At 39.6% G+C, this 23352-nt stretch carries 21 protein-coding genes; 10 read left to right on the top strand and 11 right to left on the bottom strand.

Annotated elements, in window-relative coordinates; all coding sequences use genetic code 11:
• Positions 1-97 precede the first annotated feature (97 nt).
• On the bottom strand, positions 98-1384 hold the full coding sequence (locus HG267_RS06570; protein ID WP_045871698.1) for an FAD-binding oxidoreductase: 1287 nt from the start codon (positions 1382-1384) through the stop codon (positions 98-100).
• 850 nt (positions 1385-2234) lie between these two features.
• On the opposite strand from HG267_RS06570, the gene HG267_RS06565 reads away from it, so the two are divergent.
• Together HG267_RS06565 and HG267_RS06560 are read left to right on the top strand one after the other, a co-directional pair.
• Positions 2235-4901 (top strand): histidine kinase dimerization/phosphoacceptor domain -containing protein, encoded by a 2667-nt coding sequence (locus tag HG267_RS06565; RefSeq protein WP_045871697.1) that lies wholly within the window; start codon positions 2235-2237, stop codon positions 4899-4901.
• Positions 4902-4907: 6 nt separating this feature from the next.
• Entirely contained in the window at positions 4908-6038 is a 1131-nt protein-coding gene (locus HG267_RS06560; protein WP_045871696.1) for an ATP-binding protein, read from the top strand.
• A 114-nt stretch (positions 6039-6152) separates the two neighbouring features.
• Here the strand turns inward: HG267_RS06560 and HG267_RS06555 are convergent, their stop codons facing one another.
• The 5 genes from HG267_RS06555 to HG267_RS06535 form a co-directional block, all read right to left on the bottom strand.
• Entirely contained in the window at positions 6153-7514 is a 1362-nt protein-coding gene (locus HG267_RS06555; protein ID WP_045871695.1) for an NAD(P)/FAD-dependent oxidoreductase, read from the bottom strand.
• Between the two features lie 39 nt (positions 7515-7553).
• Positions 7554-7751 carry a hypothetical protein gene (locus HG267_RS06550; RefSeq protein ID WP_155539389.1) on the bottom strand — a complete coding sequence of 66 codons (198 nt, stop codon included), beginning with the start codon at positions 7749-7751 and terminating at the stop codon, positions 7554-7556.
• Positions 7752-7797: 46 nt separating this feature from the next.
• Complete coding sequence (locus HG267_RS06545) at positions 7798-8226, bottom strand: type II toxin-antitoxin system VapC family toxin (protein ID WP_045871694.1); 429 nt, start codon at positions 8224-8226, stop codon at positions 7798-7800.
• A gap of 16 nt (positions 8227-8242) precedes the next feature.
• Entirely contained in the window at positions 8243-8449 is a 207-nt protein-coding gene (locus tag HG267_RS06540; RefSeq protein WP_045871693.1) for an antitoxin family protein, read from the bottom strand.
• 879 nt (positions 8450-9328) lie between these two features.
• Complete coding sequence (locus tag HG267_RS06535; protein ID WP_045871692.1) at positions 9329-9979, bottom strand: transaldolase family protein; 651 nt, start codon at positions 9977-9979, stop codon at positions 9329-9331.
• 407 nt (positions 9980-10386) lie between these two features.
• Between HG267_RS06535 and HG267_RS06530 the strand changes: the two genes are divergently transcribed.
• From HG267_RS06530 to HG267_RS06520, 3 genes are all read left to right on the top strand, one after another.
• Positions 10387-11736 (top strand): glutamine synthetase family protein, encoded by a 1350-nt coding sequence (locus HG267_RS06530; RefSeq protein ID WP_045871690.1) that lies wholly within the window; start codon positions 10387-10389, stop codon positions 11734-11736.
• Positions 11737-11821: 85 nt separating this feature from the next.
• The gene (locus HG267_RS06525; protein WP_155539387.1) at positions 11822-12112 is read left to right on the top strand and encodes a hypothetical protein; all 291 of its coding nucleotides are present in this window, start codon (positions 11822-11824) and stop codon (positions 12110-12112) included.
• A 62-nt stretch (positions 12113-12174) separates the two neighbouring features.
• Positions 12175-13293 (top strand): amidohydrolase family protein, encoded by a 1119-nt coding sequence (locus HG267_RS06520; RefSeq protein WP_045871688.1) that lies wholly within the window; start codon positions 12175-12177, stop codon positions 13291-13293.
• 755 nt (positions 13294-14048) lie between these two features.
• Here the strand turns inward: HG267_RS06520 and HG267_RS06515 are convergent.
• The 3 genes from HG267_RS06515 to HG267_RS06505 all read right to left on the bottom strand — a co-directional run bounded on the left by HG267_RS06515 (position 14049) and on the right by HG267_RS06505 (position 18071).
• Complete coding sequence (locus HG267_RS06515) at positions 14049-15452, bottom strand: NAD(P)/FAD-dependent oxidoreductase (RefSeq protein ID WP_081584062.1); 1404 nt, start codon at positions 15450-15452, stop codon at positions 14049-14051.
• Positions 15453-16082: 630 nt separating this feature from the next.
• Positions 16083-16793 carry a hypothetical protein gene (locus HG267_RS06510; protein ID WP_045871687.1) on the bottom strand — a complete coding sequence of 237 codons (711 nt, stop codon included), beginning with the start codon at positions 16791-16793 and terminating at the stop codon, positions 16083-16085.
• 354 nt (positions 16794-17147) lie between these two features.
• Complete coding sequence (locus HG267_RS06505) at positions 17148-18071, bottom strand: nucleoside hydrolase (protein WP_045871686.1); 924 nt, start codon at positions 18069-18071, stop codon at positions 17148-17150.
• Between the two features lie 18 nt (positions 18072-18089).
• Between HG267_RS06505 and HG267_RS06500 the strand changes: the two genes are divergently transcribed.
• Together HG267_RS06500 and HG267_RS06495 are read left to right on the top strand one after the other, a co-directional pair.
• Positions 18090-18521: a nucleoside deaminase gene (locus tag HG267_RS06500; RefSeq protein ID WP_045871685.1), complete on the top strand. Its 432-nt coding sequence runs from the start codon at positions 18090-18092 to the stop codon at positions 18519-18521.
• Between the two features lie 180 nt (positions 18522-18701).
• On the top strand, positions 18702-18875 hold the full coding sequence (locus tag HG267_RS06495; protein WP_155539386.1) for a hypothetical protein: 174 nt from the start codon (positions 18702-18704) through the stop codon (positions 18873-18875).
• Positions 18876-18899: 24 nt separating this feature from the next.
• Here HG267_RS06495 and HG267_RS06490 read toward each other — a convergent pair whose 3' ends face one another.
• Together HG267_RS06490 and rbsK are read right to left on the bottom strand one after the other, a co-directional pair.
• Entirely contained in the window at positions 18900-19043 is a 144-nt protein-coding gene (locus tag HG267_RS06490; protein ID WP_155539384.1) for a hypothetical protein, read from the bottom strand.
• 1 nt (position 19044) lies between these two features.
• Positions 19045-19968, bottom strand: coding sequence for a ribokinase (gene rbsK / locus HG267_RS06485; protein ID WP_045871684.1), 924 nt, complete (start codon positions 19966-19968; stop codon positions 19045-19047).
• A 1128-nt stretch (positions 19969-21096) separates the two neighbouring features.
• Between rbsK and HG267_RS06480 the strand changes: the two genes are divergently transcribed.
• The 3 genes from HG267_RS06480 to HG267_RS06470 all read left to right on the top strand — a co-directional run bounded on the left by HG267_RS06480 (position 21097) and on the right by HG267_RS06470 (position 23273).
• Entirely contained in the window at positions 21097-21456 is a 360-nt protein-coding gene (locus HG267_RS06480; protein WP_045871683.1) for a hypothetical protein, read from the top strand.
• Positions 21457-21798: 342 nt separating this feature from the next.
• Positions 21799-22338 carry a Dps family protein gene (locus tag HG267_RS06475; protein WP_045871682.1) on the top strand — a complete coding sequence of 180 codons (540 nt, stop codon included), beginning with the start codon at positions 21799-21801 and terminating at the stop codon, positions 22336-22338.
• A 167-nt stretch (positions 22339-22505) separates the two neighbouring features.
• Complete coding sequence (locus tag HG267_RS06470) at positions 22506-23273, top strand: ChaB family protein (RefSeq protein ID WP_045871681.1); 768 nt, start codon at positions 22506-22508, stop codon at positions 23271-23273.
• The last annotated feature ends 79 nt before the right edge of the window (positions 23274-23352 follow it).

The raw sequence follows: 23352 nt of genomic DNA, 5'->3' as shown, positions 1-23352 counted from the left end.
TTCTGAGTTCTGAGTTCTGAGTTCTGAGTTCTGAGTTCTGAGTGTCAGACTTTTCTCATTCCCCAGTCCCCAATCCCCAGTCCCCAATCCCCAATCCCTAAATTCCCCCAACAAACCGACCAGGACTTAAAATATTTTTGTGATCAAACTGTGCTTTAATCCGTCTCATCAACTCCACAGCATTACCCGTATATCCCCAAACATCCAATTTTTCTTTCACCGTATTTGGTGCAGCCAAAATCGAAAGAAACCCGCCATAATTTTGACAAATATCACGTATTTGCAAAACTCGCTTTTGGCTATCTAAGGACAATACTCCCAAGCCACTACTAATATGAATCAACCCCATTTCTACTCGACTGAGAACTTCTACAGCCGCGTTAGGTAATACTCCTATTTTGCAGGTAATTGGTAAATTAAGAGCAGCAGAGTGCATTTGTTCTGGCAATCTCTGCCATAAATCAGCCTCTTCCTTTCCTTGATAAATTACTCCCGCCAATCCCAACTTTTGCCCAACTTCTAATAATCTATTCGCCTGTTCTTTGACACTCTCACTAATACTTTGGAACCGGGCAATTAAGCCTAATCCTTTACCTAATTCTAAACTATCAACTAGTTTAGTAGATAATAAATCAGCTTGGGTTGGTGTTAAGGCAGAACCTCTCAAAGTAGCAGCAGCTTGTGATATCGCCGCCTCTGTACCAGTTAATACTACTGTCGCTGATGTCTGTTGCTGAGGATAAACCCGAAAGGTAACTTGAGTAATAATTCCCAATGTGCCATAAGACCCAGTAAATAACTTCATCAGGTCATATCCAGCCACATTTTTGACAACTCTTCCCCCAGCTTTAGCAATTTCGCCATCAGCACGGACAAAGGTAATACCTAACAACTGGTCGCGTACACTACCATAACGTTGTCTAAGAGAACCTGTATTCGCTGTAGCAACGATACCACCAATGGTTGCCAAATCTGCTGCAGTGGGGTCAAGGGCGAGAAATTGCCGATAATTAGCCAAAATACCTTGAAGTTGAGAAAATTTCATGCCCGCTTCTACTGTTACCGTCAAATCGCCAACAGCATGTTCAATTAAGCGATTGATGCGTTCTGTACTGACAAGCACATCAATATTTTGAGCTAAACCACCCCAGCCTAGTTTACTAGCACTACCGCAGGGAAGGATACGCCAATTTTTACGGTGTGCTTCGGCAATTATCGCCGCTAGTTGTTCTTGGGTATGAGGATAGACAAGACAACTGGGAGATTTTCCCCCAATAATTGCCTTTTGGATTGATTCTTGAAGTGTGGGTGATATATTTTCCCAAAAGTAAACAGCATTTTCTGCATTGACGATAGATGCCAGACAAGAAGCGATCGCATTCATCAGTTTATTTTTTACGTCCTACTTCTAATTTACTGGCTAAACTCACTAAAAAAGTGCTCAGTTAAAAGTGGTGCCTATGCTTACACTACAAAAGTTTAGATAATTTGTTACTAATATTACTTATCCTTAGAGATTATTTTAAGCAATATTACGGAAGTAAAGATAATATTTATGACTTAAGCTGGCTACAGCAAATTGTCACTTTTTATCTATATTTTGTCATATAGATAAACAGAGGGGATCAATTGGAGATTTAATTATCAGGGTAGCAATGTTATTAATTTTTTACAATAGAATCACAGTCAAGTTATTTGTGATACCACTTATCTACTCATATAACAGCAAAATTTGAGGTCATGAAAAATTATGTATAGCATTGTACCAGTCAACATTCTCTCGTTATTTTCTGTATTTGTGTAATCTTGGTTGGGAATGCTGAAAATATTTCAGCCCTAGAATCGATTTCAAAATCATAGTTCATCAATGGGTTTTACCCAAACTCTTAAGATTTTTTAGTTTTTCTCCTGACAATCAGCGTAGTTTAAATTTTATATTTTGAGTTGAGAAGACAAAATATAAAATTTTTGATTGATATAAAAATTTGGTTTGACTTAATAACAATTTGCACTTCTGAAACTCTAATTTGAAGCCGAAATCAAGGCATAGGATAAATAGTAACCCCAAAATTGGTTGACCTGAATATATTTGCTTTTGAAAAATTATCTTCTACTAATTTGTAATTAATAGCCGATTAATTACATTTGGTTAATTGATATTATTCATCACTAATATTTCTAGTAATGATTTGCTCGCTACAAATACATGAATTTAATCATTATTAAATACCAATATGCCACTATCAGACTATGCAATTATAGAATCTATTGTAACTTTTGCTCCTGATACTCCAGTTGAAAAAATTATCAGTTATATGGAGCAAATTAGGCAAGACATTGGCATGGAAAAAGGTATATTTGTGACTGACTCCAGTTTATATACCTCTCATCCCCAGCTAAAAGTAGCTGCAGAACAATCCATTCCTCAAAATGCACAGCACCTTAACCTGAATTTATCGGTTGATTGTGTATATGTAGTAGATAAATCACATTTATTAGGTATACTCACTATTTTAAATCTGATCCGGCTGATGACTTCTGGCTTGAATTTAGCCACTATGAAGATTGCCGAAGTCATGCAAAAACCTTTAATTACTTTAGAGCCAGATTTTGATGTTAACAATATATTGCCGCTCATGCAGCAATATAACATGCGTAATTTACCTATTGTTAATGATATTGGGCAATTATTAGGAATTATTACCCCAGAAAGTTTAGCAGTGGGTTTACAAAAAGAACTTGTGAGAACGCGAGAAGATTTACAATTAGAAATAGTCCAGCGCCGTTCTTTAGAGATAGCATTACAAAATGCTGAAACAGCATCTGAACGACGAGTTAATCAAGCAACTGCAGAGTTAATTAAAGCCAATAAAAATTTAAAGCGAGAAATCAGCGATCGCATTGCTACAGAGGTGCAATTGCTGCAAACAACTTCTGACTTACAAGAAATTTTTCAAGCCTTTCCCGATGTATATTTTCGTATTGATCGCGATGGCACTATCCTCAGTTATTACGCTAAAAATAACTCAGACTTGTATGTAGTACCAGAATTTTTTTTGGGGAGGAGAGTGCAAGATGTTTTTCCTCCAAATGTTGCTAATAAATTTATGACTGCAATTCTGAATTCACAGAAAAATGCAGCCATTGTTACTATTGAATATTTATTATGTATTGCTGGTAGAGACGAAAGCTTTGAAGCCAGAATTTTACCTTCAACGCAGCAACAAATTATCGCCATCATTCGCAATATCACTGAAAGTAAGCAAGTACAAGAAGCATTACAAAAAGCTAAAGCAGAATTAGAAATTCGCGTAGCAGAAAGAACTAAAGAATTACAAGATATCAATAAACGCTTGGTGCTAGAGATTAGCGAACGCCAGCGAATTGAAGAAGCTTTACGATATCGAGTAGAATTTGAAAAACTAACTACTGCTATATCTACACATTTTATCAATCTTGCACCTAATGAAATTGAGAATGGTATCCATCAAGCATTACAGTTGATTGGTGAAATTACAAATGTTGATCGTGCTTATGTATTTGTATTTGCAGATAGCAATACCTATGAATGGTTTGCAGAATCCTTAGAAGGGCAAATTTATAATTTGCAGGATATTAGCAATGTTGTTTTATCTTGGGGACGAGACAAACTCAGTAATTTTGAAACTATTCACATTCCTCATATTGATGATTTAGCTATTGCAGTTAATACTCACACTATTCAATCACTCATTATGGTGCCTATAGTATGTAGTGGTTTATTAATTGGTTATCTGGAATTTGATTCCGTAAAAGCTGCAAAAACCTGGACAGAAGATAGCATTATTATGCTGAGAATGGTTGGTGAAATTATTGGTAATGCTTTAGAAAGGCTGCGAGTAGAGCAAGCCTTACGCATTAGCGAAGAAAGATATATGAGAGCTATTAGTGCTGGGAAAGTTGGCATATGGGAATGGAATATTAAAACCAATGAAATTTACATAGATCCCAATTTAAAAACTATGCTTGGTTATCCAGAAGCAGAAATTCCTAAATATTTTGATGATTGGCTAAAATTTGTGCATCATGATGATGTGGAATCGGTCAAAAATGCAGTATACACATATTTAGCAGGTTTAACTCTAAAATACGAAATTGAACACCGAATGGTGAAAAAAGATGGTAGTTGTATATGGTTTTTAAGCCGAGGTACACTACTGCGAGATCCTCAAGAGAATATCTGTTTTCTAGCTGGTTCTAATACTGATATTACTGCTCGTACACAAGCAGAAAACAAACTTAAGGTGTCTCTGAAAGAAAAAGATATTTTATTGAAAGAAATTCACCATCGCGTCAAGAATAATTTGCAAATCATTTCTAGTTTATTACGTCTTCAATCTAGATATATTAATGATGAGCAAGCCTGTGAGCTGTTCCAAGATAGCCATAATCGTGTCAGAGCTATGGCAATAATCCATGAGAATTTATATCAATCAAATAATTTATCAAAAATTAACTTCTCTGATTATTTAAGAAGTTTAGTGAATAATTTATTGCGTTCTTACGGTATAAAAATAAATATCAAAAGCCACTTAAAAATAGATAAAATTTTTCTCAAAATTGATACCGCTATTTCTTGTGGGCTAATTATTAATGAGTTGGTTTCTAACTCTATAAAATATGCCTTTCCTGAAAATCGAGAGGGGGATATTTACATAGAAATGTTACAAACAACTAGAAATCAATACTTCTTAAATATTAGTGATAACGGTGTGGGACTATCTCAGGATATAGAAGTTTATAAAAATCAATCTCTTGGGCTGCAATTAGTTTGGAGTTTGGTTGAACAGTTACAAGGAACGATTACATTTAATGCATCTTTAGGGACTTCATTTACAATTACTTTTAGCGAACAAAGGTAGAATGTTATGCAAGAAAAAATTTTGGTAGTTGAAGATGAAATAATTATTGCTTGTGACATCAAAAGTTGTTTAGAAAAAGCTGGGTATATTGTTCCTGCAATTGCTGCTCATGGCAAACAAGCAGTTGAAAAAGCCGCAGAAATACATCCAGATTTAATTTTAATGGATGTCATGCTTAAAGGTGATATGAGTGGCATAGAAGCTGCTGCTGAAATTGGTCATCTTTTCAATATTCCTGTCATTTATTTAACTGCATATTCAGACCAAACTCACTTACAAAAAGCTAAAACTACACAACCTTTTGGTTACATACTTAAACCATTTGAAGAAACTCAATTAATTACCACCATTGAAATTGCTTTAAACAAACATCAAATAGAAGTGGTAATGCGTGAAGCATTAGAAAAAGAAAAAGAAAATAGAGCCATTAAAAACAAATTTGTTTCGATGGTTAGTCATGAATTTCGTAATCCTTTAAATAATATTTTAACTTGTACTGAATTATTATCAGATTATAGTTTGCACGCGAATGATGAAAAAAGACATGAATATATTAGCCATATTCAAAAATCAGTAAAACATCTAGATAATTTATTAACTGATGTTTTACTGATCAGCAAAGATGAACCCGAAAAATTACAATTTAATCCAGCACCTATAGATTTAGAAGATTTCTGCCAAGATTTATTACAAGATATCCAATTGAATGCTAGTGAGAACCACAAGATTATATTTACTGTTCATGGTAGATTAGCAAATATACACAATAATCTCTCGATGCCAGATTCCCATCTAATTAAATTAGATGCAAAGATGCTATATCATATTCTGAGTAATTTGCTTGCTAATGCTATCAAATACTCACCTTTAGGTGGAACAATTAGTTTTGATGTTTTTTACGTCTCGGGAGAAGTTATTTTCCGGATACAAGATGAAGGTATTGGCATTCCTGAAGCGGATCAAGAAAATTTATTTAATTCTTTTCATAGAGGTAGTAATGTCGGAAATATTCCTGGCAATGGCTTAGGGTTAGCAATTGTAAAATATTACATTGATTTACACGGTGGTAATATTTCCTTTGCTAGTAAGCCGGGAATTGGTACAACATTTATTGTGAATTTGCCTATTAATAATTAGTCATTAGTCATTAGTCATTAGTCATTTGTCATATTCTACGAGATTTTATGATGGTGCGTGATGCCTGAAGCTAAATATTATGGCATCACACACCCTACTGTTGGGAGAGAATCTTTAGACGTTGACTGTATCTCTAATTTTGTCTGACGAATAATAAGTAGGTTTATCGCCAAATTTAGTTGCGATTAGTGATTCTGCACCTGTAATCAATCTCGCTCTGCGATTTTGGGTAATGTAATTCCATGCCCACTGAATCATGACTATTAGTTTATTGTCAAACTCGATTAAAAAGTATATGTGCACTATGAGCCAAAATAGCCAGGCAAAGAAACCTCTGAGTTTGATAAAACCTAAATCTACAACAGCAGTATTTTGTCCAATGATAGCTAAACTACCTTGATGATTGTAATTAAATTGTGGCAAAGTATGACCTTGTAGCCTTTGTTCAATTAATTGAGCTACATATTCTCCTTCTTGCTTGGCTACTGGTGCTACACCTGGTAAAGGTTTCCCATCTTGATGAGAGAAATTGGCTAAATCACCCACAACAAAAATATTGTCATATCCTTTAATACTTAAGTTTGGTTCAACAATCACCCTACCCGCACGATCAAGTTCAGCACCTGTATGTTCTGCTAAAACTTTACCCATTGGCGATGCTTTGACACCTGCTGCCCATAATATAGTTTTGGAAGCAATTTCTCGTTTATCATCGCCTTGTTTGATGGTAACAATATCATTTTCAATATTCGTTACCAAAGTTTTTGTTTGAACAATTACACCTAATTCTTTGAGAGATTTTTCTGCGGCTTGGGATAATTCTGGTGCAAAAGGTGGGAGGATGCGATCCAAACCTTCTAATAGCAAAATCCGGGTTTCTGAGGTGTCGATTTTGCGAAAATCTTCTTTGAGAGTTTTGTAAGCTAACTCTGCGATCGCACCTGCTAATTCTACTCCTGTAGGGCCACCACCCACAATCACGAAAGTTAACCAAGCACGGCGTTTGACGGGATCGCTTTCTCTTTCGGCGGCTTCAAAAGCCTTGAAAATCCGCCGACGCATTTCTACTGCATCTTCTACAGTCTTTAACCCTGGTGCAAATTCTTCCCAGTCATCCTTACCAAAATAGGAATGCTTCGCACCAGTAGCCACAATTAACGTATCGTAGGGTATGGCTTCACCATCTACTAAAACTTTCTGAGCTTGAGGATCGATATCATCAACAGATCCCAATAATACTTGTGTATTTTTGCTTTTACTCAACACCGATCGCAATGGTGAGGAAATATCAGCAGGTGACAAAGTACCTGTAGCCACTTGGTACAGCAGTGGTTGAAACAAATGAAAGTTCCGCTTATCAATGAGTGTAACGTTCACCGAAGCCTTAGCAAGTGCTTTTGCCGCGTACAGTCCCCCAAAACCACCGCCAACGATAACTACTTCATGTGGTGGGTTATTGTCAAGCGAATTTGCCATAAGAAATATTTCCTAGTGTTACGACTGGTGTAACGATTATTAAGAAATTAGTAACAAAATTGGCAAAATCCTTTCTGTTCGCTTGGCACAGATTAAAAAATGGAGAAAGTTAGGAAATATACAATTTGGGGCATGGGGCATGGGGCATGGGGCATTGGGCATTGGGCATTGGTAATTAGTAATTGGTAATTGGTAATTGGTGTTTGTTATTTCTCCTTGCCCCCTCATCTCCCTCATCTCCCTCATCTCCCTCATCTACCTCATCTCCTCATCTCCCAATCGCTCAATCTCCCATTTCTTCTCGCAATAAGGCGCGGAATCCGGCTTGCTGAAAATGTTCGTTGGCGGTTAAGGCTTCGGTAATTCCGCCGTATTGCATGACAATAAAAGATACGCAATCAACAAAGCTCCATTCTTTTTCGGAGCGATCGCAATATAGTTGAAAAGCTCTATCGTAAAGTTCTGGAGATAACGGTACAATTGCAACTTTCGAGTCTGCTGCTAGGGCATTTAATAAGGTAACTGCACCATGACGAAATGGCTGTTTGCATAGGAGATTGCCGATTTCTAGCATCACAGCTTGGGTAGTTACCAAGCGTGTACCGGCGGTTTCTAAAATTTCTGCGAGATGCACAGCACGTCTATGTAATTTATCTTGCGGTGCAGATAAGGCGATCGCAAATGTTGTATCAAGAAAGACTTCAGACTTCATGCTGAATTTCTGAACCTTATAAATATTTGTCGATGTTGGTAGACCAATCAGTCGGCCCTGAAAGATTCAGCGATCGCGCGGTCTGCAAGAATGATACACTTTCCTGCTTCTCAGGCGGTAAAATTTCGATACTCAACCGCACACGAGTATTGTTTGGTAATGCGATCGGTTCAATAGGATAGAATACTCTGCCATCAAATACGGCTGTGATTTTATCTGCCATGATTTTCCCAAAGCGCTGCAATTATATCCTAGTCTGGTTGTGTACTGAAGGGGGAAGGGTGAAGGGGGAAGGGGGAAAGGGGAAGGGTGAAAGGGGAAAGGGGGAAAGGGGAAAGGGGAAAGGGGAAGGGTGAAAGGGGAAATTTTATACCAATTTGAAAAAAGAATGCGACAGATTGTAGGGGCATGGGCATTACCATTGGTGTCAACTTAATGTGAAACCAGCTTGGTTGCAAGGTTTTGCCCTCACCCCCAGCCCCTCTCCCACACGGCTACGGTGTACACAGAAGTCTTGAAATCCTACCTGGAAGGGAGTTTTAAACTCAGATAAAAATCGCTCAAAACCTGTCATTGCGAGCGAAGCGTTCGCGTAGCGTCTCGAAGAGAAGCAATCCCAGCACCAAGCGATTGCTTCGTCGTTCCTCCTCGCAATGACGATTTCAGGGGCTTGAAATCCCTGAAACGTATGCGGAGAGTACTTGTGTGTACACCGTAGCTCCCACACGGAGAGGGGAGTAAGAGATTTAGTTCCCCTTCTCCTGCGGGAGAAGGGGTTAGGGGATGAGGGCGCGAGGTATTTGTACAACGCTCACCCTATATAGCTTTTAGCTTAAGTTGACACCAATGGGGCATTGCCCTGCCCTCTAGAATATTATTGATATGTCGCATACATTATTTGATTTGGTATTACCCTAGCCATTGATGGTTAGGGTAGGAATCAGGGAAAGCTGGATTTTTTTGCAAAGGCTTGTGCCAATTTTAACTTCATTGTTTATCGTTTCTTTGGTCAATTTTTTAATATACAAATACCCAAAAATTTTTAGTCAGAGAACAGTCAGCCATTTTGGAGAATTGAACATCCAAAATCCAAAATTTTTTGTCAAATCTTGCAAGATACCCAAATACCACGGCCATGTTTGGCAAATTCATCGATGGTTTGCAGTGATAGCTCGTGATTGGTCATATTTTGCAGCATTGCCAATGGTAGAGTGAGAGAATTTGCACCCGCTTGGAGGGAAGCTACTGCTTCTTCTGGAGATTTAATACTAGCCGCCATAATTTTTGTATCGCTACCTTTGACCACATTAGCCATTTGCTGCACTAAGGCTATGCCATCACCTAAAAGTTTAGTAGCTCGATTAACATAGGCGATCGCATATTTTGCACCCGCTTCTTTGGCTATTGCGGCTTGCGCTGCACTATAAATTCCTGTCACCGCACAGGGAATTTCCCCCTGTAATGCTGCAACAACCTGAAAACCAACTAATGCTGCAGGAATTTTTAATATAGTTTGCTGACCAATAATTCCAAAAGCCGCCCGCCCTTCTGCTAACATCTCATCAAAATCGGATGACATTAGCTGGTAAAACAATGGGCCTGTAGTTAACTGTGCTAATCGTTTGAGTGTAGTCTCTACTGGTAAATCGCTTTTTGCTAAAAGAGTTGGGTTGGTTGTGATACCTTTTACCCAACCCAATTCCTTAGCAGCCTGAGCTTCAGCGATAATTGCCGAATCGAGATAAATGCTCACGTTTTGCTCCAAAGAAAGGTGATTTCGCTGTCATTTTACAGCTGATTGGGGATTGGGGATTGGGGATTGGGGATTGGGGATTGGGGATTGGGGATTGAGGATTGGGGATTGGGGATTGGGGACTGGGGAACTCGGGGCCCCCTCTGGGGATAAGGGGTAATGGGGATTGGGGAACTCGGGGCCCCCTCTGGGGATAAGGGGTAATGGGGATTGGGGATTGGGGATTGGGGAAAGGCTGACATTCAGAACTCTTGTACAGACGCGATTAATCGCGTCTGTTGCAACTCAGCACTGTTCCCTGAAATAAAGCTATACCTAGCTTCGCAAAAATCAAAAATCAGTTCTATCTCAATACCTTATATATAGTGAATATATTTCGTGGGCAGAACCACAGGATGGGGTGAGCGATGGCAGCAAATTATACAGTTAAGAAAATCAAAAAATCCCTTCACGAAGCGGGTGTTAAATTTGTCCGCATTCTCTGGTGTGATAATGCCAACATCATTCGGGGGAAAGCTGTGCATTTAGAGATGCTTTCTCACTATTTTGAACATGGTGTAGGCATATCAGCAGGGGAACAAGGCATACCTGTAATGTATGATGCGATCGCACCTGATTGTGGTTTGGCTCCTGTGGGTGAAATCCGCTTGGTTGCAGATTGGGATAGCTTGGCACCTCTACCATACGCCCCTGGTCATGCCCGTGTGCTGGGAAATATGATACTTGATCGGCAACCTTGGGCGTTTTGTCCGCGCCATTTTCTCATGGAGATGATCGCCGCCGCAAAACGTGAAGGATTGGAAGTTAAAGCCGCTTTTGAAAACGAATTTTATCTATTGCGACAAACATCTGAGGGCATTGTACCTACAGAATCCACGGTGTTTGCTGCTACTCAAGCAATGGATATTAATCGGGAGGTAATTGATGCGATCGCAGATGCTTTAATTGCTCAAAAAATCCCTGTAGAACAGTATTACCCAGAATCCGGCCCCGGTCAGCAGGAAATATCTATGCGTTATACCGACGCTTTGCGTGCCGCTAACTACCAAATTGTATTTCGAGAAACCGTCAGAGCGATCGCGCGTCAGCACAATTTGACTGCATCTTTCTTACCGAAAATCTTTCCTGAAGCAGCGAGTAGCGGTTGTCACATCCATCTCAGCTTGTGGCGTGACGGGGAAAACATTGTACCCGATGCTCAAGGTGCCGCAGGTCTGTCTCCGACAGCTAGAGCCTTTATTGCAGGTATTCTGCATCATCTGCCAGCACTGATGGCTATCACTACCCCTAGTCCCAATTCTTACCGCCGCATTCGTCCTCATACTTGGAGTGGGGCTTTCCGTTGTTGGGGAATCGATAACCGCGAAGCGGCTGTGCGAGTTCCCAGCGACCCTGAATTTGGCAATCCGACACATTTTGAGGTCAAAACTGTAGATGCAACCGCGAATCCTTTCTTAGCTTTAGGCGCAATCATTGCAGCCGGACTAGACGGAATACAACGCAATCTTGAACTTGCCAACCCTGTCAACGAAGACCCCGGAAATTTACCCAGCGAACAGCGCACAGCCAATGGTATTGACCCCTTACCCACAAATTTAGGAGAAGCGTTAGAGAACCTCAGACAAAATAACGTCTTATTAAATGCTTTAAATCCCCAATTATCGCAAGCCTTTGTCGCAGTCCGTCAAGCCGAATGGCTAGCAATGAAAGATTGGGACTTAGATGCAGAAGTAAAGCTGTTATTGGAGAGGTATTGAGGAGAGTGGGCATGGGGGATAGGGCATGGGGCATGGGGCATTTGTCAAAGGTCAAGGGTCAAAGGTTAAGAGTTAAGGTTGGAATGTGGGTTTCAAAGGTGCAGTTTTGCAGATCAAAGGTGTAATGTTCAGGCTTAAAGCCGCAACTTTGGAGATAAAAGCCGCAACGTTCAGGCTCAAAGCGGCAACTTTGCAGATAAAAGCCGCAATGTTCAAGCTCAAAGCTGCAAAGTCCAAGTTCAAAGCTGCAACTTCCACCCTCAACACCTCAACATTCAAGCTCAAAAGTAGAAACCCCACCCTCAACACCTCAACCTCCAAGTTCAAAGCTACAACTTTCACCCTCAACACCCCAATTTCCCCGCTTAAAACCTAATCATTGTTCCTATCTCCCCCATTCCCCCTTCCCCCTTCCCCCTTCCCCATTTCCCAACCCCCATGCAACTCAACCTCACCGACATTCCCCTCATTGATCAACACGCGCACAATATACTTAAGCCGGAAGTTGCGGCGCGTTATCCGTTTGCGGCTGCGTTTACGGAAGGATATGACGAGGAAATAGTTAATCATCATGCGCGCCACACATTCTTTTATCGCCGCAGTCTCAGAGAAATCGCAGCTTTATTGGAATGTGATGCTGAGGAAAGTGCGATCGCAGCTCGGCGGGAAAGTTTAGGATTAGAAAATCTGACGCGGCTTTATTTCCAAGCTGGGAACCTAGAAGCGATTTATTTGGATGATGGATTGGACACTGAAAGTATCCTACCTTTGTCATGGCACGAACAATTAATTACCGTCCGTAGAATTCTGCGGTTGGAAGTAATTGCAGAACAGCTAATTCCTCAAGTTACCAATTTTGAGGATTTTCTCGCCAGATTCCACAGCGAAATCGATCCGCCGCCGCCTGGAGTTGTGGGTTTTAAGAGTATTGTTTGTTATCGCAGTGGTTTAGATGTCCAGCCTGTAACTTATGAAGTGGCTGCATCTCGTTTTGATGAAATTAGACAAACACTCAATAATCAACCAGTGCGTCTGGTTGATAAAGCTTTGATTGATTTTTTACTGCAAGAAGCCTTGTTAATTGCGGCGAAATATCAGCTACCCTTGCAGTTACATACTGGTTTTGGTGACCCCGATTTAGATTTACGATTAGCTAATCCCCTACATTTGCGATCGCTTTTAGAATTACCCCAATATCGTCAAGCACCTTTGGTATTGTTACACGCGGCTTATCCCTTCATGCGAGAGGCAGGGTATTTAGCTGCTGTTTATCCGCAAGTTTATTTAGATTATGGTTTGGCAATACCATCTTTAAGTGTATCGGGAATGCGTGAAGCCATCAGGCAATTGTTAGAGTTAGCGCCAACTAGCAAACTGATGTATTCCTCTGATGCTCATTCAATTCCCGAATTGTATTATTTAGGGGCAAAATGGGGTCGCCAGCTATTACAAGAAGTACTCACCCAGGCTATTCAAGATACCGATATTACTCTGAAAGAAGCAGAAGCGATCGCTCTTGCAATTTTACGCGAAAATTCCTTATCTCTGTATCAATAAGCCAGGGGGCAAGGGTCAGAGAAAAGGAATAGTAGTGATGAGTCTACAAATTGAATAATTTATGTTTACAATTTCCCCTTAAGGAAGAATTACTATCTTCCAACCCCCAAATTTAATACCAAATCAAATAATGTTTGCGACACATCAATAATATTCTAGAGCGCACGGCGTGTCATACTCCTACAATTTGTCGCATTCTTTTTTCAAATTGGTAAGTAACCACGCAAAATTAATTACAGTCATTGCGAGCGCAGCGTAAAGCCTTCGGCATAGCTTCGCTTAACGCGTAGCGTCTCGAAGAGAAGCAATCTCAACCCTTGCGATTGCTTCATTCCGCTCCGCTCCATTCGCAATGACATTTTGTAATTAATTTTGTTTAACTACTTATTACTCAACAAAAAACAGATCAATCATTTTGGAGGGGGTTTGGGGGACGCAACCGTCACCCAATCGGGGGTTTGGGGGAGAATCCCCCCAATTCTTCTGGCTTCTTTAATTCAGTGATACCAAATCAAATAATGTTTGCGACACATCAATCAATAATATTCTAGAGGGCACAGCGTGCCATACTCCTACAATCTGTCGCATTCTTTTTTCAAATTGGTATAACATCTTACTCCTAGCCTAATTACAAGTTATATCCCAAGGTAAAATACCACAACCAAGAAATGAAGAGCTATCTTTCCAGTCAACTGTCTACTTTCAACAGTATTTTCAAGTCATACCAAGTTGGAATGCTAGGAGTTAAACTGAATTTAAGGTGTAGTATTGCCAACTAAATTACCTTTATCTTTAGATGTATGCAACTCGCTAGTAGTAACCACGATATTGTTAACAGCATTAGGATTGGTAACAGTTTTGATTTCTACAAAAGCCTCGCGATTTGTAATCAATCTAGAGCGACGGTTACGAGTGATATAGTTCCACGCCCACTGGAAGACTACTAGTAATTTAGTGTCAAATTCAATTAAGAAGTAGATGTGAACTACTAACCAAAATACCCAAGCTAAGAAACCTGTGAGTTTGAGGAAGCCTAAATCGACAATGGCTAAATTCTGCCCAATCATCGCCAAACTACCGACGTGATTGTAATGGAATGGTGGCAAATTATAACCTTGGAGTCGTAGTTGAATGAGTGTGGCTACATACTCACCTTGTTGTTTAGCTACAGGTGCAACACCAGGTAAGGGTTTACCATCTTGATGGGAGAAGTTGCCTAAATCTCCGATGACGAAAATGTTGTCATAACCCTTGATAGTCAAGTCTGGTTCAACAATCACACGTCCAGCTTTATCGCACTCTACACCTGTACGTTTTGCTAAAACTCTCCCCATTGGCGAACCTTGCACACCAGCAGCCCACAGGATAGTTTTTGAGGGAATAGAGGTGATTTCGTCGCCTTGCTTGTAAGTAACGATGTCATTTTCAATATTTGTGACTCTGGTGTTGGTTTGAATATCCACACCCAATTTGCGTAGAGATTTTGCTGCTACTACTGATAAATCTTGTGAAATGTGTGGCAGGATGTAATCGCCACCTTGTAATAAGACAATTTTCGCTTCTGAGGTGTTAATGTTGCGGAAATCTTCTTTGAGGGTTTTGTATGCCAATTCTGCGATCGCACCTGCTAATTCTACCCCTGTAGGGCCACCACCCACAATCACAAAGGTTAACAAAGCACGGCGTTTTTCAGGATCAGTTTCTTTTTCTGCGGCTTCAAAAGCGCCAAAGATCCGGCGACGCATTTCAATCGCATCTTCAACAGTTTTCAAGCCAGGGGCAAATTTTTGCCAGTTATCTTTACCAAAATAGGAGTGGTTAGCACCTGTAGCCACAATTAATGTATCGTAAGGTACTTCTTTATCGTTCAAGAAAACTTTTTGTGCTTTGGGATCGATATCGCTTACTTCTCCCAGCAACACTTGTGTATTCTTACTTTTGCTGAATACAGATCGCAATGGTGAGGAAATATCAGCAGGTGAGAGCGCACCTGTGGCAACTTGATATAAAAGCGGCTGAAATAGGTGGAAGTTACGTTTATCGATGAGAGTAACGTTTACATTTGCGTTAGCAAGATGCTTTGCTGTATATAGTCCACCAAAACCGCCGCCAATGATGACCACTTGATGTGGTGCTTTCTTTTCAAGTTTGCTTGTCATAAGACATATTTCCTTCTGTTAAGAAGCTGTAACTATTCTTAACAAATATGTAACAGGATTTTGATATAAATTGCGGTTTCTTTAAAAACAATTAAAAAAATCAGAAAAGTAGCTAAAGCTACTAAATTGTAAAATTCTGCGATCGCTTTCAGCCAGTGACCTTTATTAGCTGATTTTTGCTACAAAAACCGTATTTTTTATGACATACATCAGCAATGCCAATATCAGACTCATATTTAATTTTGAAATTCACGTAGGATGCGTTAGCGATCGCGTAACGCATCCCTAGAAATGCTTAAATATTTCTTTCTCATTGGTTTTCGACATAATTTGAAGTCAACCATTTTAAAAAATTAAGATTTTCTGCAAGCAAAATTTGTCATTGCGACCGGAACGAACTGTAGGGAAGCAATCCCAGAATCTCAGGCGATTACGTCGCTGCACTCGTGCGTAAGTCCTAATTGTCTCAATCTGCGAAGGCGATCGCTAAATTTTTTACAGTAATCAAATATGGCAGACTTCATTCAAATAATTGGTATTACACCCTGCTTTAAATAACTCTAAACTTACTAGTTGACTAATTGTCTTTTAACAGAAATGAAACTTTTAGAACTGCACCATTAATAGCGCTCATTTTGCTTGTACAGCTTCTTTGATACTAAAGTTAACTTCTTGCAAGTGTTCATTGATGTATGAAAGCAAAGCATATAAAAAAACAACAATGCCGAACATCTCGCAGAACTCTTCAACAGCTGTAATCATTGCATAGGTTAGATCCAAATTATATATCTCGTTATGTCGTCCAGCAAACATTTCTGCACCTATGGCACCGCTAACAAAAATAGTACCAGCAACCACAAATAAAAGCCTTGTTTTTTTTGGAAGATGAGTCAAAAATTTGAGATAAGACAACACAAAAATAATTGTTAGGGGAATACCAACAGCAACCCAACCGAAGTGAAGAAACCCAGTTCTGCTAATGTGTGATCCTAAAATTATATCTGCATTCTCATGAATCATCGCTACTTCATCTATAGACATATACAAAAAAATAGCCGCTAAAACTTTCCAATGTAAGATGTAGCGAGTACGGGCCGTCTTTTGAGATTTAGCAATTAATGCTAAGAGCAGCGAACAAAATAATAGCATGATAGATGAATACCAAGTGGGAATATTAGAATCCTGCCCCACATCGAACAACCTGACTAATCCAAAAACTCTACCATGACCAAGAACATAGGTAGAAAACTGTCCAGCAAAGCTGATAATGCTTAGTCCTATGACTACTATGGTCAGAAGTATGCCAACTCTTCGCGGAGAAATAAATAACGCTAGTCTCACTAATGTAATTTCCTAAAAGCGAAACATCAATATCAGTATTTTAAATTTAATTAATCATTATTTAACTTGGATTTAACATTTAGTTTGTTGAAATTTAAATGTTAAAAAAATCCCATGAGAGTATAATCTTCTCACTGAGAAGCATCAAGAAAATAATCTATAAAGTTAGCAATTTAATAGATATTAAAAGCTTTTAGCGGCTATATAACCTAAAAGTCTCGTTTTTCACTTTAAACAGCTCAATTATTCCTAATAAATTCTGATTCTTGTGATGCAGAAAAATAATTTTTATTTCTACCCTGGGAGAGATGACTAACTGTTGACATTAAGATGCTACTTTTCCCTGAAAACAATTTACCTTGCCCATTGTTGCAAGATATAAGCATAAAAAGCTTCTTTATCTACTTGATCCATTGCATAAATCTTGCGCCCACCAGACACTACTTTAGTCCGTCCTTGACTTGGCCCAGTAGTAATAATTTCTGTTTCCCATTCCCGTAATTGATAAAATTCTGGATGTCCTAGATAAGCCGTCGCCAACACATCCCAAAAATAATAGTCTTGGGGAATAACTAAGGCATAACACTGTCCCGCCAAATCAGAAATAGGATAGTGACGTTGCTTTCCCATCTTTTGCACTAAATCTGATGTTACGGGTACATTATTAGTTAAATCCAAAGGACACATAATAATTTCAATTTGACTTTCCCACACCCGCGCTGCAGAAACTGCGTCCCAATAAACATTCCATTCCGCAGAACCATCTTGTCCTGGTTCCCAATTTTTTTCTACATTTCCAGGAACATTTAAAGCACCCCCCATCCAAACAATCTTTTGAATTTTCGCTTCAATATCTGGTGCTTGATCTAAAGCTGTTGCCACTGTAGTCAATGGCCCTGTTACCATCAACGTTACTGGTGCAGTCGCCTCACGCAAAACCTTCACCATAAAATCTTGCCCTGTCTCTGCAACCAAGCGTGTTTTCATGGTTTCGTTTTGATTGAGAATTGGGAGATGATCAACTACAAAAGAATCACGGCGATAGAGATAAGGAAAAGCGTTAATACCCCGCACCGTGCTTTCCGCCACCGGGATATGCGAAAATCCCATCAAGTCTAAAATTTTACGCGTAGCACTAACAGCAGGTTGCACATAGCAATCAGCCGGAGTCACAACCACACCCAGTAATTCCACATGATCCATCGTCAACAGCAGCATAGTTGCTAGATAGTCGTCCACACCGCCATCGTGATCCATTAATACAAGTTGTTTGGACATACAAGGAGCATTAAATATATGGATGAATTTATACAAGCTGCAATTCAAGAAGCAAAACAAGGTAGACAAGAAGGGGGAATTCCCATTGGTTCAGTGCTTGTCAAAGATGGCAAAATTCTCGGCAGAGGACACAACAAGCGCGTACAAGATGGTGATCCTGTTACCCACGCCGAAATTGATTGTCTCCGCAACGCCGGAAGAGTTGGTAACTACAGAGGTACAACACTCTATTCAACCTTAATGCCATGCTACTTATGTGCTGGCGCAGTCGTGCAATTTGGCATTAAAAAAGTCATCGCCGGAGAATCGAGAACCTTTCCAGGTGCTAAAGAATTTATGATATCTCACGGCGTAGAAGTAATTGATCTCGGTCTAGATGAATGCGAACAAATGATGAGCGAATTTATCGAAACGAATCCCGAATTGTGGAATGAGGATATTGGGAAGTAGTTATTTGGGGTTTGTCATTTGTCATTTGTCATTTGTCGTTTGTTATTTGTCGTTTGTCATTTGGGAATTGGGTATTTGTCATTAATTATTTCTCCCCTGCTCCCTGCTCCCTGCTCCCTACCTTACTCAGTCTCCCTTGCTTGGAAATATAAACGTGCTATATTAATGCACCGGGATGCAATGCCATTGTATTGGCTGACATCGTTAATGTATCAGGATGCAATGCCATTGTATCGGCTGACATTGTTTATGCATCCGGATGCAATGCCATTGTATTGGCTGACATTGTTAATGTATCGGGATGCAATGCCATTGTATCGAGTCACATTGTTAATGCATCCGGATGCAATGTAATTTTAGTAGCCAATAGCCAATCTTTTACCCCCTCATCTCCCTTATCCCCCTCATCCCCCTCATCCCCCTCATCTCCCTCATCTCCCTCATCTCTCTCATCCCCCTCATCCCCCTCATCTCCCTCATCTCCCTCATCCCCCTCATCCCCCTCATCTCCCTCATCCCCAAACTAAACTCCCCTCTCCTTTAAAAACGCATCAAACGTTAACTTATCAGGTAAGGAAGTTTGCGCCCCTGATTTTGTCGCAGCTAAAGCACCTGCAGCCGCACCCCAAACCACCGCCTGGCGTAAAGCAAGCCCTTCATAAAGCGCAGCAGCTAAACCACCATTAAAAGCATCACCAGCCGCAACTGTATCTACAACCTGAATGGGAAAGACTGGGACAAAGAAACTTTCTTCAGCAGTGGCACAAAAAACGCCCTTAGCGCCGAGTTTGACGATCGCACATTTAACGCCCCGTTGCAATAAAACCGCAGAGGCTGCTTTTGCTGACTCTTCGTTATTTACAGGAAACCCCACTAATTGCCCTGCTTCCACCTCATTGGGTGTAATGATATCTACTAGGGAATAAAGTTCATCTGGCACATGAGATTGTGCGGGTGCAGGGTCGAGAATCACCTTTACTCCTGCTTGATGCGCTGCTTTCGCCGCAGCCACCACAGCAGCCAGTGGAATTTCAAATTGTAAAAGTATTGCGGTGCTATTTGGTAATAAATCAGACAATCGCTCTACATCTTCTTGATTGACACGCCCATTCGCACCAGGAATCACAATGATTTGATTTTCACCTCTATCATCGACTGCGATCGCAGCTACTCCCGAACTGACATTTTCATCAATAGAAACATTTTCAGTTTCTACACCAGAGTTTTGTAAATTGTATAGTAATTCTGAGCCAAAACTATCTGTACCTACACGCCCAACCATGTGAGTGGGAATTCCCAAACGTGCCAGTGCAACAGCTTGATTTGCACCTTTACCTCCGGGAACTTGCACAAAGTTATGTCCTAATAATGTTTCTCCCGGATTTGGCAATCTAGGTACTGTGGCGACTAAATCAATATTGATGCTACCAAAAACAATAATACTCATAATGCTGATGTAAAAGGTGATTTAGCCTCATCCTACAAGAGGCTGTAAATAGCCAATCTACTTCGCCTGATGTTCTCGCAATATATCCATCGAGGCTAGAGGCGATAAATAACCGTATTTTTCGCATAGTCACCTTCATTCAGTTTTACAGATGAGGTTTCCGTTTCTCAACCGCGTAACAACTTAGCTAAGAATAATTAATTAAACTCCCAGCTTGCTTGCACAACTAAAAATTTAACCATAGCTCCCTACATATATCAAAACCGCCCTAAACTAACTATGGGGCGGCTTTGAGAGAAGAATTGTACATGGGGCTTTATAGCTTTATTGCCCCGGTTTCTGTATAAGAGGTTCTGTATGTATGTGTATACAAGATGCTTGTGACCCATTCCGGAAAAAATTTAGAACTTGTATGTTCCCATACTAGAGTCTGGGTAATGGGGGATGAGGAATATAAACCAATACGCTTGGGTTAAGCTCATTAGCAATTGATTTATCACTTATATAAAGAAGCCAGCTCAATTGGGAGATTCTCCCCCAAATCCCCTATTGGGTGACGGTTGCGTTCCCCAAACCCCCTCCAAAATTATTATTCTGTTTTTTGGTTTTGTGATCCATTCATTTGCTTAACTGAACTGTATTTGAATATAAACACCAAATACCAAATGACAATTGAAAGTAATAATTTACGATATTAATATTTAGGCTATAGATAATACTAGTTAATCATTATTGTAAATTACATAATTAATCAAAGAATTACATTAAATCGACTGAATAAATGAGCCTGCTCTGCCTAGAGAGTGATTTTATCACCGGAATTCGCTAATTACTTTTCATTCTCCAGATTGATGCAAGCTTTAATAAATCAGGGTAAAAATAAATTATCGAACCTCAGACGAAGAGTTAACAACTTCAAATGTCATATAACTTTTGAATAAGAATTATTATAAATTAATTTGTTATTCAAGTTATAAAGAAGTTAATTTCTCCGCTAGGTTTATCAGTAAAAAAACAGATGAAAGCATATCTAAAAAAAGGGAGTTTTCAATTAACTGAATTTAGGTATATGCATCTGTTTTGAAGTACAAATTATGCGTTTTTGACGCTTTTTATTGAGGAATACAAATGAAAATTATTGCTTTGGTTTCATCCATCTTACGTCCAGTACGTTTTTTAGTTCTCGCTTTTACCTGCACACTGCTCTTTGTATCTAATGCATTCCCTGCTTTTGCAATTGATAGCTATCAAAGCAATCCAGAAGAAGCCACTACACAACTTCTGGAAACTCAACGCAAGACTGACGAAGTAAGCAGATCTAACCCCCCTGGATTGAAAGAAGTTCAAAAGAAATCAAATGAAGGACTGAATGAAGTTCAGGGTGATGCAGATATTGACAAAATGAAACGCCCTGAAAATTCCACCAGTTCAACTTCAGTAGAAGATAATATCGAAAACTTTTTGGAAAAAGTAACAGGCAAGAAGTAAGCCTTTTTTAGGCTCAGATTAATAGTCTAAGCCTAAATTATAATGCTCTCCTGGTTTTAAATCTAAGCTAGCATCGGGTTATTTTCCCAAATAGTTTATAATCTCTGAATGTAAGAAGCATCTTGATAATCGTGAAGATTCAAGATGCTTCTTATAATCTATGAGTAAATAAAAAACAATAATAACTAGTTCAAATTTTAATATTTAAGCATCTGCCTATAAGCAGAAAAATCAACTATTTCATTGAAATTAAAAATAATTAACATTATTTCTGTAGGCTGATGTAGTTTAAGGCTGAAATTTGGACACTTAATAAAGAAGTTCGCCAAAAGAGAGAAAGTTATGCCTAAACCAAACATAGGATTAACAGAACAACAGCGTCAAGGTGTCATTAATTTGCTCAATCAAGATTTAGCAGATTCTTATGTGCTGTTAGTTAGAACTAAAAAGTATCACTGGGATGTTGTTGGCCCTCAGTTTCGTACTCTGCACCAACTATGGGAAGAACACTACGAGAAACTAACTGAAAATATTGATGCCATAGCAGAGCGGATTCGGACTTTGGGTGGTTACCCTGTTGGGACATTAGAGGGATTTTTAAAGATTGCTACCCTGAAAGAAAAAGCTGGACAAGTTCCGACAGCTACAGGAATGGTAGCTCAACTAGTAGAAGATCATGAGCAGGTAATTCGTAACCTGAGAGAGCATGTGAATAGCTCTAGCGAAGAATTTAATGATGAAGGAACTGCTGACTTTTTAACTGGATTGATGGAAGAACATGAGCAGATTGCTTGGATGCTGCGCTCCTTTATTGAAGGACAAGCATTGGAAGCAACCAGTAAACCTTCAGCAGCTGATACTCAAACTCCTGTAGGTGTATAGCTAATAAAGCAGGTTCAGGGTTAGGGATAAGCGCGACAAGTTTTGTTTTAACTGAAAAGGATCGAAAGGGTAAAGGTTGCAATTAATCCTTTACCCTTTTTACCCTTCACCTTTCCCCAATCACAAACATATAAAAAATTGCAATAAAAAGATTTAAGGAGATTCAAGTGGCAGAAACCTATATAGCAGAACGTACTATTTCATCTGTATTTAAAGAACAGAAGCAAGTTGATGATGTAATTCGGCGTTTGTTAGATCGAGGCGTACCGAGAGATCATATTTCTGTTTTGGGTAGAAACTTTCAATCAGAAACTCGAATTGCTGGGTTTATTACCAAAAGAGATGTGATTTTGGGAGGTTTAAGAACGGGAGCAATTTTTGGTTCCTTGTTTGGTTCCTTTCTCAGTTTGCTTACGGGTGTAGGTGTGCTGTTCATTCCGTTTGTTGGGCCAATTGTCGCAGCTGGCCCCATTAGTGCGGTATTACTGGGGGCTGCAACAGGTGCGATCGCAGGTAGTGCTGGTGCGGGATTAATATCAGTTCTTACGGCTTTAGGAATGCCGGAAGATAAGGCCACAATTTACCAAACCCGCTTACAAGCTGGCGAGTTTTTATTGATGGCAGAAGTCCCAAGCGATCGCACTGGCGAATTTCAATTATTATTAGAAAGTGCTGGCGGTGAAGAAATTCACAGTAATGAGAAAATCTTAGCTCGTCCTTGTCCTGGCCCTTGCAATCGCCCAGAAGATTTATCGCCAGAAGTTCGCTCGCATTTATCGAATGAAGCACAGCGCACTTTTATTGAACGCTATAACGTCACCCTCGCTGAAACTAGCGACGAATTCACATCTGAACAAGCGGCTTGGGATGCAGTGCGTCAGCAATTTGATGAAGATGAAAATGGTGTTTGGTCAAAGTCTAAGGTAGAAGCTTGATTTTTGAAAATTAATAATAAATCCAGATGAAAACAGATGAATGCAGATTTATCTGTTTTTATCTGCAATTTTATCAAAA

Origin of the sequence: Tolypothrix sp. PCC 7601 (genome assembly GCF_025677855.1) — a bacterium.
Classification (GTDB): Bacteria; Cyanobacteriota; Cyanobacteriia; order Cyanobacteriales; family Nostocaceae; genus Aulosira; species Aulosira diplosiphon.
The sequence above is the reverse complement of the archived record's forward strand: the minus strand, read 5'-3'. Positions and strand labels throughout refer to the sequence as shown.

Coding starts and splice junctions, on each gene's coding strand:
- HG267_RS06570 (WP_045871698.1), bottom strand. CDS start 1,384: ATGAATGCGATCGCTTCTTGTCTGGCATCTATCGTCAATGCAGAAAAT.
- HG267_RS06565 (WP_045871697.1), top strand. CDS start 2,235: ATGCCACTATCAGACTATGCAATTATAGAATCTATTGTAACTTTTGCT.
- HG267_RS06560 (WP_045871696.1), top strand. CDS start 4,908: ATGCAAGAAAAAATTTTGGTAGTTGAAGATGAAATAATTATTGCTTGT.
- HG267_RS06555 (WP_045871695.1), bottom strand. CDS start 7,514: ATGGCAAATTCGCTTGACAATAACCCACCACATGAAGTAGTTATCGTT.
- HG267_RS06550 (WP_155539389.1), bottom strand. CDS start 7,751: ATGAGGGAGATGAGGGGGCAAGGAGAAATAACAAACACCAATTACCAA.
- HG267_RS06545 (WP_045871694.1), bottom strand. CDS start 8,226: ATGAAGTCTGAAGTCTTTCTTGATACAACATTTGCGATCGCCTTATCT.
- HG267_RS06540 (WP_045871693.1), bottom strand. CDS start 8,449: ATGGCAGATAAAATCACAGCCGTATTTGATGGCAGAGTATTCTATCCT.
- HG267_RS06530 (WP_045871690.1), top strand. CDS start 10,387: ATGGCAGCAAATTATACAGTTAAGAAAATCAAAAAATCCCTTCACGAA.
- HG267_RS06520 (WP_045871688.1), top strand. CDS start 12,175: ATGCAACTCAACCTCACCGACATTCCCCTCATTGATCAACACGCGCAC.
- HG267_RS06515 (WP_081584062.1), bottom strand. CDS start 15,452: ATGACAAGCAAACTTGAAAAGAAAGCACCACATCAAGTGGTCATCATT.
- HG267_RS06505 (WP_045871686.1), bottom strand. CDS start 18,071: ATGTCCAAACAACTTGTATTAATGGATCACGATGGCGGTGTGGACGAC.
- HG267_RS06500 (WP_045871685.1), top strand. CDS start 18,090: ATGGATGAATTTATACAAGCTGCAATTCAAGAAGCAAAACAAGGTAGA.
- HG267_RS06495 (WP_155539386.1), top strand. CDS start 18,702: ATGCCATTGTATTGGCTGACATCGTTAATGTATCAGGATGCAATGCCA.
- rbsK (WP_045871684.1), bottom strand. CDS start 19,968: ATGAGTATTATTGTTTTTGGTAGCATCAATATTGATTTAGTCGCCACA.
- HG267_RS06480 (WP_045871683.1), top strand. CDS start 21,097: ATGAAAATTATTGCTTTGGTTTCATCCATCTTACGTCCAGTACGTTTT.
- HG267_RS06475 (WP_045871682.1), top strand. CDS start 21,799: ATGCCTAAACCAAACATAGGATTAACAGAACAACAGCGTCAAGGTGTC.